This window comes from Flavihumibacter sp. UBA7668 (genome assembly GCF_002483205.1).
In the GTDB taxonomy this organism is placed as follows: Bacteria; Bacteroidota; Bacteroidia; order Chitinophagales; family Chitinophagaceae; genus Flavihumibacter.
The window spans coordinates 110,637-123,034 of sequence record NZ_DLHM01000007.1 but is presented as its reverse complement, the minus strand read 5'-3'; the positions used below and the strand labels follow the sequence as shown (position 1 = coordinate 123,034).

Here is a 12,398-nt window from a genome sequence, read left to right as displayed (position 1 = left end):
TTTAATTACCGGTGATCTGAATAAAACCCTGCGTTTGTGTATTTGGACAATTGAATCAATGTTTCTTCCGGAACCTGCTCCTGAATGGCCTGAATTGCTTCGGCTAATTGTTCCATAGTACGGATGCCAACAACCGCAGCTCCAACTGCAGCATTATGCAAAGCAAAACGAATGGCAACCGTAGCGGGGTGTACCTGATATTGCTTAGCAATTTCACCCAATTTCGTGCGGATCTCGCGGATATCTGCAATGGAATGTCCCAGGTAGTCTTTTGGAGTTTTATCAAGTAGTAATCCACTGGCCAGTGTACCTCTTGCCAATACAGTGATGGAATGGTTTTCCAATAAGGGAAGGCACTCTTCCTCTGGGCGGCGGTCCAGCAAACTGTATTGCATCATTACACTGGAAATGTTGCTTTTTGAAACATATTCCCGAATCACATTCGGACGAATGGACGAAATTCCGTAGTACCTGATTTTGCCAGCAGCTTTCAATGTTTCAAAGGCTTCAATAGTTTCATCAATTGGGTCTGCTATTGTTCCACCATGTAACTGGTAGAGGTCTATAGTATCCGTTTTTAATCGCTTTAGTGATGCGTCTACTGCCTGGAGAATATAATCCTTACGGGGGTTCCAATCCCAACCGCTTCCATCCTTTCGCCATTGGTTGCCGACCTTGGTAGCAATGAACACCCTGTTTCGATGCGGTGCCAGCAGGGTTCCGATCATTTCTTCATTAGCACCCTGTTCATAAAGGTCTGCTGTATCAAAATAATTGATGCCACCATCCAGGGCGGCATCAATTATTGAAGCGGCGGTTGACTGTCCGGCTTTGAGCGACATACACCCAAATCCAATCCGGCTGATTTTATCCGTTGTCTTTCCAAAAAATTGATATTCCATGATTATACAATTTTATGTCCGTCCATGCGCACAATTCTGGGTTGAAAACTACCTAAAATTGAAACAAGATCCGTCTGACAGGCCATTACTTCTTCCAGGTCTTTGTATGCCTGCGGTGCCTCGTCAATGCCGCCGCCAATCAAAGTTACTTTGGCTTGTTTCAGCAGGAGCTTCATGGAAGACCGGGTGATCGACTGGTTGGCAACCGATCTGCTCATGGCCCTGCCAGCACCATGCGACGCTGAATGGATGGCAGTTGCTACACCCTGTCCCTTTATAATATAGCCTTTCGCTGTCATGGAACCCGGAATAATACCGAGAACTCCCTTGCCAGCAGGAGTGGCTCCTTTCCGATGAACAATCAGCTCCTCTCCATTCAATTGCTCTTTCCAGGCAAAATTGTGGTGGTTTTGGACCGAGACCACCGGTTTTCTGCCCAACTGTTTGGCAATTTTTTTATGGATTACTTCATGACAGGCAGCGGAATAATCGCCCGCCAGGTTCATAGCTGCCCAATAAGCGGCACCGGCTTCCTCTTCGAGATAAAGCCAGGACAGGTGTTTGGTGTTATCATTGATCCGGCGGGTCGATATCGCAATTTTGGTAAAATGCTGCGCGATATTGGCCCCTAATGCCCTGGAACCTGAGTGGGATAAAACACCCAGCCATTCTCCGGGTGGCATTCCCAGTACGGGATCGGTTTCATTGATCTGAACAATGCCGAATTCAACAAAGTGATTGCCACTTCCGGAAGAGCCCAGCTGTTTCCAGGCACGGGTATGCAGGTGCTTCAGCAGCGGCAGCTCAAAAAACAGCCGGTTATCCATCACTTCATGATCTGGAGAGCGATCAAATTGTTTACTGCTGCCAAACAGAGTTTGCTCTTCCAGTATGCGTTCAAAAAAACCTATTTTCTGATTGAGTTCTTTCGCGTTGATATCGAAAATACTAAGCGCCATGCGGCAACCGATATCCACGCCTACGCCATATGGAATCACTGCATTTCTGGTAGCTAGCACACCACCTATCGGTAATCCATACCCGCTGTGCGCATCGGGCATTAAAGCGCCTGCCACACTAACCGGAAGACGCGCAGCCTGGTACATTTGGTGAAGGGCCGATTCTTCAATATGTTTTCGGCCATAAATATTGAACGGAATTCCCTGTGTATTTTGAGATCGTTCAAATGGTGAATTATTTTCCATTGCTTTTAATTGTTTGCTACTACTCTTCGGAACCCGATAATTTCTGTTTTAGGGGTCTCGTAATTTGTAGTGGCAGGGTTCGTTAATTCGGCCAGTGTCATGGGTGCTTCAACAGAAACATCCAGGTTAAGATCAATGGCCAGTTGTTTTGCCTTTTCTACAGACAATTTTCCAAATTCATACTGGGCTATCAGTCTGCCTTTTCTGAGTAAGGCTTTGTCCACCAGGTTCAATGCACTATTGAAAGTGCAGATGATTTGTACATTGAGGCAGTCGCTGAGTAAACCATCACTTATGTTCAGCAGATTGCTGACTGAATGATTCGATCGATAGGTTCGGTCCAGAATTATATTCTCTGCATCCTCAATCACCAGGATGGAATTGGGATTTTCGATTAGCAGATCTATAAAATCCGGATTCATCAGATTGCCTGCAACAGAAGGGGATAAAAACAAGACTTTCTTTTTTACCTGTCCAATCAGGTACCGCAGATAGGTTGTTTTGCCCGTTCCCGGTAAGCCATGCAATAATACGATGCCCTTGTCCTGTTCTTTTTTAAGACGCTCCCGAATCAATGCATCCACTTCCATGAAATCATCATTGTAATATCGCTCAACATCCAGTTCACTTGGCTTGATGGTCAGTTCTTTTAACTCCAGTCCCTGGGTTGTCTGGTTAATGATGTTGATCTGATGCTCGCCTTCTTCTTTTTCTGTTCGGAATGCAAGCAGTGCCTCCACCAGTTGATCGGCTCTTTCAGTATCCCGTTGATGGAAAAGAAATTCGGCATACTCCTTCCCCAATTCAATAAGGAATTGTCCGGATAACTCAATAATTGAAATACTGAATTCCTGTTTGTTTTCCTGCCAGTTATAATACGCTCGTCGATACGTGCGGCGTATTTTTCCGGCATTCTTATTTTGAAAGAATTCATAGGCTTTTTCCGGATCAATATGATTGATAAATTTCACGGAAGGCAACCGCCTGAATTTTTTTACGTAGAGTTCTTTTACATCTGCATAGTTGCCATAGAACAAATCGGACCCTGTTATTTTTTCGGGATTGTTCAGTAGATTATATAAGAATTCCTGTAGCTGCCTGATGGCAGAAAGCATATACGTGTTCATAAAAAATTGATTGTTGGGAAATAAAAAACCCCGCCTGGATAAGCGGGGTTAATGTATGTTAAATGTTCTTGTTAACTATTCTGAACAAACAATACCCCGCGCTGAAATACACAGCCAGTAAGGCTTCCAGCAGGTTGATTACTATGTTTGTTAAAGCGGGGCATTTTGTTGTTTTTTAAAATTGAGAATGCAAAGATGTGATAATTTTTTGTATTTCAAAATAGTTGAGAATAATTTTTATTGAATTATGATACGTCCTGTTTTTACCCGCTGCTTATTCTGATAAATGGAATAGATATAGATACCGGTGGATAATTGACTGGTTGGAATAGCTTGAACGGTTTCGTTTACAATTGTTTTTATTAAAGTTCGGCCAGCCATATCTGAAATCAGTAAAATCGTTTCATCCGGATCTTTTGACAGGAGTGTCAAAGGCATACCTTGTCGTACAGGAGAAGGGAATAAAAAGTAGCTATTATTGGTAAACTGGTATACAGCTTCCCATCGGGTTGTATATTCCTGTCCGTTTCGAAGTTGGATAACTGCACGGTAGAGATTTAATCCATCGGATGCGGGTGTTGTCAATTCGTATGTACGACTATTGATTGCTGTTATATTTTCCAATACTATTACACCGTTATTCAGCTGTCGTTCAAAACGAAGGGAAGCTACCTGGTAGGTACTGCCTAATTCTACTTGTAATTTGGCTAATTCCGGTCCTGCTGCATCAGCGAGAAAATTCTGAATATAACAATCAATCAATTGATTCTTGTAGGCAAAGGCATATGCTTTTCTGCCTTCCAGATTCGATTCAAAAACAGGCGCCACCGTAAAATGTGTAAATGGATTGTCTTTTTTTGACTGGATTAAAGCAGTGTCAGCCGTATTGATAAAAGGCTCGAGATAGGAGGAGCCTAATCGATATACCTGATAGGAATTGGCGGAGGGTACCGGATTCCAATAAAGAAGAAAGGAGTCGGGACAATTGAATCCTGTAAAGAGTCTGGTTTCAATTGATGCGGCGATTGTATCGGAAATTTCTTCGCTCTTGTTTCTTTGCATACGGAATTGCAATTGAGGTAACGAGGGTGGCACTAACCAACGGAAATAGGGGATCCTTAAATCAATGTCGGACTCAATTAATTCCCATTCCTTTCCGGGTATACGATAATACAGGCTGCCGGTTGTTGTATCAGTTGATTCCCATCGGATGAGATTGGCGGAGGCGGGCTTTAATACATCATTTTTAAGGGGATAAGTAAATCGGAAGGCATCTATTGTGTCCTGCTGAATTGCAATCGAAAAATTTTGTGTGCCTGCTGTTAATTGTCCGGCATTTATTTCAATTGTATAATTGCCTGCTATCGGATTATCCAATGTAATCTGTTCAATATTATTTAGACTGTCTTTTCCTCGTATTGCAGTTGATTCAGTAGAAAGCGCATCGGGTTGGTGGTTTAAGACCCAGGGTAAAATCCGGTTCCCAAGTGGATCCAGGATGTTCAAATCCAAATCGTTTTGCAATGTGGGAAAACTATTGCTTAATGCAGCCGGATCATTCCACGCAAGGGTGATTTTAAGTTGATGCATGTTTTCTTTTACAACCAATGGAAATTGAATCCTTGCATTAGAGTTGATACGTCCAATTTCAAACTTATTTTGTTGAATTGTTTCAATCGATTTGGGCAGATTCAATACACCAAATCCCGATTCAAAATCAGGGCCCTTTAATCCGGTTTCATCTGCACTATTGCAAAGAACTGCTCTTAATAGGGAAGAAGGAGCAGGGTTGCCGGTTTGTTTCCGGTAAAGTTCCTGAAGCAGGATTGCTGATCCGGATACCAGGGCAGCGGCACCTGATGTGCCATCTTCACCATAAGCGATTAATTCGGGTTTGATGCGTCCATCATGTGCAGGCCCTCTTGAGCTTATCGATACTATATTTCCGGTGGAGTCCATTGCTCCTGCAACCAGACTGTTTTTACTCATTTTGAAACTACCAGTCAGGTTAGCCCATCCCGTTATACCGGCATAGGGACCGGTGTTACTTGTTTCGGGGCCTCTGTTACCAGCTGAGAAAACATGTAATAAGCTTGTGTCTTCATTCATTTGCTGATCGTAAGCTGCAGCATCTGCACCATAATAATTTTCAATTCCAACACCATAGGAATGATTTTGGACACTGACCCCCTGGTCTTTAAGCAATTGGTTTTCATCCGGCAATAAGCTGGCAAAATTGGATGAACGGATGCCAGCCCCTCTTGCCACACCGGTACCAGTAAAGAAGGTGTTTCCTGCACCGGCTGCAATGGTAGCCATATTGGTTGCATGTGTTTCTATCAGTGGGGAGGCGTTGGAGGAGCTAAGGTATCGTCCTGCAAAATCAATATCAGCAGTATCGGGTTTGTTTTCTTTTATAGAGATCACCAGATCTGTTCCTTTTAGTTGAGGGAACCAGGAATGGGCGGCGTTCACTTTATTGGCACTTAGATCAAAGCCGGTTAATTCACGTTCAACTTCAGGCCGAGTTTTATTTCCGATATAATGGATGGAAGTATCTTCCATTAATATGGATAGCAGTGATGTTGGCGCAGTTATAAGATACGTGTTGCTGTTTAAGTGCTGTGCGAGGATTCGGATTTGGCCTTTATTCTCCAATGCACTGAGTGTGCTGTTTCCAAAACTTTGAATGATCAGGTTCATTTCTGCGGAGGATGGCGTGGAGCTTTTATAGCGTACCAATAAATCTGGCGATAATTTCCACAAGGTATTGGCAGGTCGTAATTTCAACTGCAGAAAATTACCAGGGTTGTGATTTTCCCGATAAGAAACGATGTACTGGCCTGGAGATATTTTTCGATGGACGTTTAGTTCCAATGGCACCTGATCAGCTTCCAGTAAAAAAAAGTGCCTGGTAGTACTGTCGGAATCCCCAACTTTTTGGAGAAAAGTTTCCGGCTCGGGTAAGCGGACAGGTTGTTTTTGTGCCTGAACCGACATGACGCAGCTCAATCCAACTGTAAATAGAAAGCAGCATTTTTTTCTCATAAGCTGTTTGGTCTGTCTAAAATAGGAAAAACCTGACTGGCCAAACCAGCTGCAACCATGCTGCAAATATTCTTTAACTTATCTAGTTATTTAACATTATTTTAATAGTCCTAAAAAGCACACACCTATGTTGAACAAATTCTATGCAGCAGCTGCAATTCTGCTGGCGGTAGGCCTAAGTTCCTGCCAGAAAACGGATGCACCTGACCAGGTTGATCCAATCACCAATGATGTTATTAACAGTGTAAAAGCCCTTGGTTTTTCAACGCAAAACATGATGGCGACGGAGGGAGGATTTATTGTAGAGGGGGATATCTTCCTTCCTGAAGGCGAGCTGACCCGGTCGCATAATGGAACCATTTTGAGGGTGGGAGAATCTGAACAGTACCGAACCACCAATCTGGTTACGGGATTACCGAGGGTGATCAGTATTTCTGTAGATTCCAAATTACCCAGTTCTTATGTTGCCGCAACAGATGAAGCGATTGCCCGCTTTAATGCACAAAATCTGCAATTAAGTTTTCAGCGGGTTAGTTCCGGAGCGAGTATCGCAATTAAAGCGGCACCAAAAAATGCCCGGTACCTGGCTTCCGCAGGTTTCCCAACAAGTAATGGCAATCCATATGGACAGGTATTGGTAGCAACCCGTCAGATCGGGAACCAGCCTTTGGCAACGGTAGCCAGCATTCTGGCTCATGAAATCGGGCATTGTATTGGTTTCCGTCATACCGATTATATGGACCGTTCTTATAGTTGCGGAGGTGGAACGGCGAATGAAGGTGCTTCTACCGTTGGGGCCATTCATATTCCTGGTACACCAACAGGTCCCGATCCCAATTCATGGATGCTGGCCTGTATTGGCAGCGGTCAGAACCGGCCCTTTAACAATAACGATAAAACCGCACTTGCTTACTTATACTAACACTCCACTCTTTCCTGAAAAAGGCCGTTCGTTTTTCGCGAACGGCCTTTATTTTTAGCCTGTATATGGATAGCACTTAACCCTTTTTGAACTTATTGGATACTGTAATAACCTTTTCTTACCGGTGAAATATCACCAATTGCAATTACGGTTGTTGGAGCCGGTAATTTTTCGTTGTTACGGCCAATGGAATAATATCCTTTTGTAACTGTTGGAGCTTTCCGGCTGATGGCTGTTTCCGTAACTGCTTGCTGATTGGCTGGTAACTGTGCAGCCTTATTTTTCATTGAATAAAAGCCTTTTGATGCGGTTTTTACAGGTTTTTTATCCTGAGCAATACTGGTGCTTACGGTTAACGTAAAAGCGGCTATTAAAAGAGTTAAAATATTCTTTTTCATACTAGATGATTTATATGTTTACGAATTAGGGGTACAAGTTTGGTCAGAACCATTGAATCAGGTTCTGAAAAGCAGAGAGGAGTAAATAGTGGAAATTGACTAAATCAGGAAACTGCTGTGTTGCAGGTATAATGGCGTTGGCTCAGTGAGGGAGCCTGCATCTTTAATGGGTTCCTTGTAAGGAATTAATTGATCCGCATTAACCGGAGTTGATGCGCAGCAATCGGAAGGCTGATAAGCTGTTTGAACCCTTGTTCTGGTATGAAGAAAATGCTCTTCCGTTTTTTCTTCTGTAGAGCTTTTTTGCTCATTTGTTGCTGTGGTTTCAGAAACAGCAGTCGGATCCAACCATTGCTGTATGGCCGTTCCAGGCAGACTTGCAACCAGGAATAGAAAGCAGGCTAATAGGACGATAATCCGTTTCATATATGTGATGCAAATTTACTAACATTCATTCGCATCCATATTTAGGTAATTGTTAAAACGTTCCAATTTCACCGGTCGGGTGCCACCGGTCGGGTGCCACCTGACCGGTGAAACTGACGAAGGTAGGCGCGGGTTTTAATGCCGGAAAGTTTTAGATCCTTATCGCTCCAATTGCCTTCAGAAGAGGCAGAGGGCAGAAGAACAGAACAGGTTTCGTCTTTATCCGAAACCGACCAGGTTACCCAGCTGATGCGGTGTTTTTCTGACCAGTCGATCCATCGTTGCCATTCGGTTTCGTTCAGCGGGCCATTTCCAGTGGCTTCCATTCCGGCAGATTCAGAAATAAAAAGCGGTATTCCCTTAGAAAGCGCATAATCACCCCTGTTGCGAAGTGACTGATGATGCGTTGCCGCATAATAATGCAGGGTGTACATGATATTTTGCTGATCTGTTATCGGGTCATCTGCCACCAGATGTACATCCTGATCCCAGTGCGGATTTCCCACCAGAATTATATTGTCTTTATCTATTGAGCGGATTGTGCTGATCAATTCAATGGAATAGGCTTTCACCTCCGGCCAGCTTTCCTGATCGGGTTCATTGAAGATTTCATAAATGATATTGGGGTGATGGCCATACCGAGTGGCTATGTCTTTAAAAAACGCCCTGGCCTCCTCTAATTGAATATTGTGGGAATGCCAGTCTACAATTACATAAATTCCTTCTTTGATAGCGGCATTGATAACGGTTTCAATGGCCTTCATGGAACTCTCTTTTGCATGGAGGTAGCCCCGTGGAGCCGGCTCAATTCCCATCGCTGCACGAACCAGATCCACTTTCCAGTCCTGATGTAGCCAGCTTACCGCTCCTTCTGTATAAAATCTTGGCCAGAAATTATGCCAGCCAAAACTCATCCCTCTTAATACTGCGGGCTGGCCCTGCTGGTTGCATAATTGGGTTCCTATTACTTTCAGTTGCCCATATTTTTTAACGGGTTGTGCACACAGGATGGAGGGTAGGAAAATCAGAAAAAGAATAGTATACCGGCGCATGCATCATTTTTTATGTGTGAGTAAGTTCCTTATTATGCTAAAACGCTGGATTGACAAGATAAGAATTCAACAACTTTGGATAAAAAAACACCACATTGCTGTGGTGTTAAATTTCACCCGACCGGTGCCACCGGTCGGGTGAAAAAATTATGCGAATGCCTGGGTCATATCGTCCTTGATGTCATCGATGTGTTCGATGCCCAGAGATACCCGCAGGATTCCGGGTTCCACACCAGCTGATTTTTGCTCAGCTTCGGTAAGTTGTTCGTGGGTGGTAGTAGCCGGATGAATGATCAGGGTTTTGGCATCACCCACATTCGCGAGGTGACTGATGAGTTGCAGTTTGTTTACAAAAGCATCCGCCGCTTCTTTGCCTCCCTTGATTTTGAAAGAGAGCACCCCTCCAAAACCATTGCGCAGGTATTTTTTTGCCAACGTATGATACTTGTTGTTTTTCAGTCCGGGATAATTCACAAACTCCACCTGCGGCTGTTTTTCCAGCCACTCCGCCAGCTCCTGTGCATTGTCCACGGTTCGCTGAACGCGCAGGCTCAGTGTTTCCAGTCCCTGCAGGAAAAGGAAGGAGTTAAACGGACTGATTGCCGGACCGATACTTCTCAATCCGGTTACCCTTGCACGGATAATGAAAGCGATATTCCCAAACGGTCCGCCTGAACCGAAAATATCCCAGAATTTCATACCATGGTAAGCTTCATCCGGCTCGGTGAAATAGGGAAACTTGCCATTGCCCCAGTTGAAATTTCCACCATCCACAATAATTCCTCCAATACTGTTTCCATGTCCGCCAATCCACTTGGTGGCAGATTCCACAATCACATTGGCACCAAAATCAATTGGACGACACAAGTAACCAGCAGCACCAAAAGTATTATCAACGATCAGGGGAATATTATGTTTACTGGCAATATCCGCAAGCCGTTCGAAATCAGGTACACTAAAACCCGGATTTCCGATTGTTTCAACATAGAGCGCTTTGGTACGTGCATCAATTTTGGATTCGAAATCAGCAGGATCATCGCCATTGGCGAATCTAACTTCAAAGCCTAAGCGCTTAAAGGTTACTTTGAACTGGTTATAGGTTCCGCCGTATAAAAAAGAAGAAGAAACGATATTATCACCCTGCTGTAAAATGTTTTGAAAGGTGATGAACTGCGCCGATTGTCCGGATGCCATAGCAAGTGCTGCCACACCCCCTTCGAGTGCTGCCACTCTTTTTTCAAATACATCTGTTGTGGGATTCATCAGGCGGGTATAAATATTTCCGAACTCCCGCAGGCCAAACAAATTAGCTGCATGTTCTGCACTGTCGAATACGTAGGAACTTGTCTGATAAATTGGAACTACCCGGGATTTTGTTACGGGATCAGGTTCCTGGCCTGCATGCACCTGCAGGGTTTCAAACCGAAGTTGCTTTGACATAATAATGTGGATTTAAAATTGAGTTGTTTCGCAAATAGCAATGTCTACAAATATACTAGGAATAGCATCGCGTTTTGTTAAAATTTGGGATTAAGCAGAAATCAGGGTTCGCATTGAGCAGGATCAGGTTTTACCTGTCCGAAGCGGCTTAAATTGATGGTATGAAAAAGTACCTGGCAGTACTGGACGGTTTTCACTTAGCCGAGGGAACAGTGGAATACGCAATTGCATTGGCAAAATTGGAAAATGCCCATCTGGTTGGCGTATTTCTGGATGAACGGGTTTATCGGAGCTATGATATGTATAAGGTTATCATGCAGGCTGCAGATGTAGATCGAACCATTGAAAACCTGGATAAATTGGATGATTTGAAGCGGGAAGAAGCTGCCCGGCGATTTCAATCCGCCTGCGAAAAAGCAGGCATATCATTTTCTATTCATCATGACCGGCAGGTTGCAGAAAAGATAATAAGGGAGGAATCTGTTTATGCGGATCTGCTGCTTATCGGAAAACAGGAAAGTTTCTCCATCGTGCAACAGGAAATTCCTTCTGCATTTTTACAAAATCTTATGGCGGGCAGTTTTTGTCCGGTATTGGTTGTGCCACCAGTATATTCACTCATTGATAAAATATTTCTGCTTTATGATGGAAAGCCCTCTTCGGTGTTTGCAACAAAAATGTTTCATTATCTGTTGCCGGTTTTAGCAGCTTCGAAAGCGATAGAAGTACTCACCGTTCAGCTACCTGGAAATTCAACGCATCTTCCAAATAATAAACTTATCCGGGAGTTTATAGATAGACATTTTCCAAAAGCCGGTTATTCCATTTTAACAGGAAATCCAGCGGATCAAATCAAGGGATATGTACGCAATCAGGCAGGTAATGAATTACTGGTTACAGGGGCCTACAGAAGAACGGATTTGTCGAGGTGGTTTACATCGAGTATGGCGGATATGCTGTTACATGATTTAACTAATCCGGTGTTTATTGCACACCATTAAAGACAGCCTATGCTTAAAAGAATACTGGTACCGACAGATTATTCACCAACCTCTGAAAGAGCCTTCAAATTTGCACTTGAATTGGCAGCACGCAATTCCGGCACGGTTCTTTTGTATCATGTATATGAACGATTGGAAGCAGGTTATATAGACAATGAAACCAAACGCACGGCGTACAATAATCAGATGGAAACTGATTTGGTAAAACATTTAAACCGTTTAAATGCAAAATACAAAGCTGATTATCCTGGCGTGATAGTATCCACCATCCTTGGTTATACCCCTATAATTGATAATATCCTTGGCTTTGCAGAACATAACGGGATTGATATAATTATAATGGGTACCCAGGGTGCCAGTGGCTTAAAGAAAACCCTGGTTGGAACAATCGCATCCCGTGTTGTTGAAAAAGCTGATTTGCCGGTATTGCTGATTCCCGAATTTTATGAGTGGAAACAACCGGAAAAACTTGTACTGGCCACGGATTATCAACCGGCAGATAAGATTGCCCTTCCGATTCTGACCAGGATGGCAGAAATTTTTACTACAACTGTCACGGTTGTTCGATTGGTAAGTGGCCATATGACAAAAGACGATGCTGACCTGGAACGCGAACGATTTGAACAATATACAACCCTTCTTAAGCAGGAATTTAAAACCAATTCCTTAAGTTTTCAATTGATTGCCACTTCGTCTATAGTGGATGCCCTGGAGCATCTGGATGAAGAAATACAATACGATCTGCTGGCCATGGTTCGACGCAAAAAGAACTTCCTTCAGCGATTTTTCTTTGAAAGCTTTACCCGAAACATGGCTTATCTCACCCGACACCCCTTCCTGGTTGTACCGGATAGCGAATAATTTTTTTTACATCAAA

Annotated in this window: 11 protein-coding genes; 3 read left to right on the top strand and 8 right to left on the bottom strand. The window is 43.5% G+C overall.

Translation table 11 applies throughout. The annotated features are described in order from the left end of the window. Window positions 1–5 precede the first annotated feature (5 nt). The 4 genes from B2746_RS18285 to B2746_RS18270 all read right to left on the bottom strand — a co-directional run bounded on the left by B2746_RS18285 (window position 6) and on the right by B2746_RS18270 (window position 6,282). Window positions 6–902, bottom strand: a complete 897-nt coding sequence (locus tag B2746_RS18285) for an aldo/keto reductase (protein WP_290797074.1) — start codon at window positions 900–902, stop codon at window positions 6–8. 2 nt (window positions 903–904) lie between these two features. Then, window positions 905–2,107: an RtcB family protein gene (locus B2746_RS18280; RefSeq protein ID WP_290797071.1), complete on the bottom strand. Its 1,203-nt coding sequence runs from the start codon at window positions 2,105–2,107 to the stop codon at window positions 905–907. 5 nt (window positions 2,108–2,112) lie between these two features. Continuing rightward, window positions 2,113–3,234, bottom strand: a complete 1,122-nt coding sequence (locus B2746_RS18275; RefSeq protein ID WP_290797069.1) for an AAA family ATPase — start codon at window positions 3,232–3,234, stop codon at window positions 2,113–2,115. Window positions 3,235–3,471: 237 nt separating this feature from the next. After that, on the bottom strand, window positions 3,472–6,282 hold the full coding sequence (locus B2746_RS18270) for a S8 family serine peptidase (protein ID WP_290797066.1): 2,811 nt from the start codon (window positions 6,280–6,282) through the stop codon (window positions 3,472–3,474). A 127-nt stretch (window positions 6,283–6,409) separates the two neighbouring features. On the opposite strand from B2746_RS18270, the gene B2746_RS18265 reads away from it, so the two are divergent. Beyond that, entirely contained in the window at window positions 6,410–7,204 is a 795-nt protein-coding gene (locus B2746_RS18265; RefSeq protein ID WP_290797063.1) for a M57 family metalloprotease, read from the top strand. A 92-nt stretch (window positions 7,205–7,296) separates the two neighbouring features. On the opposite strand, the gene B2746_RS18260 is transcribed toward B2746_RS18265, so the two are convergent. The 4 genes from B2746_RS18260 to B2746_RS18245 form a co-directional block, all read right to left on the bottom strand. Beyond that, window positions 7,297–7,602 (bottom strand): hypothetical protein, encoded by a 306-nt coding sequence (locus B2746_RS18260; protein ID WP_290797060.1) that lies wholly within the window; start codon window positions 7,600–7,602, stop codon window positions 7,297–7,299. Window positions 7,603–7,701: 99 nt separating this feature from the next. Continuing rightward, a complete protein-coding gene (locus tag B2746_RS18255; RefSeq protein WP_290797057.1) occupies window positions 7,702–8,028 on the bottom strand; it encodes a hypothetical protein in 327 nt (108 codons plus the stop codon). A gap of 68 nt (window positions 8,029–8,096) precedes the next feature. After that, window positions 8,097–9,080: a glycoside hydrolase family 5 protein gene (locus tag B2746_RS18250; protein ID WP_290797054.1), complete on the bottom strand. Its 984-nt coding sequence runs from the start codon at window positions 9,078–9,080 to the stop codon at window positions 8,097–8,099. Window positions 9,081–9,227: 147 nt separating this feature from the next. Beyond that, a complete protein-coding gene (locus B2746_RS18245) occupies window positions 9,228–10,520 on the bottom strand; it encodes an O-acetylhomoserine aminocarboxypropyltransferase/cysteine synthase family protein (RefSeq protein ID WP_290797051.1) in 1,293 nt (430 codons plus the stop codon). A 161-nt stretch (window positions 10,521–10,681) separates the two neighbouring features. Between B2746_RS18245 and B2746_RS18240 the strand changes: the two genes are divergently transcribed. Together B2746_RS18240 and B2746_RS18235 are read left to right on the top strand one after the other, a co-directional pair. After that, a complete protein-coding gene (locus B2746_RS18240) occupies window positions 10,682–11,521 on the top strand; it encodes a universal stress protein (RefSeq protein WP_290797049.1) in 840 nt (279 codons plus the stop codon). Window positions 11,522–11,530: 9 nt separating this feature from the next. After that, the gene (locus B2746_RS18235; RefSeq protein ID WP_290797046.1) at window positions 11,531–12,382 is read left to right on the top strand and encodes a universal stress protein; all 852 of its coding nucleotides are present in this window, start codon (window positions 11,531–11,533) and stop codon (window positions 12,380–12,382) included. Window positions 12,383–12,398 lie beyond the last annotated feature (16 nt).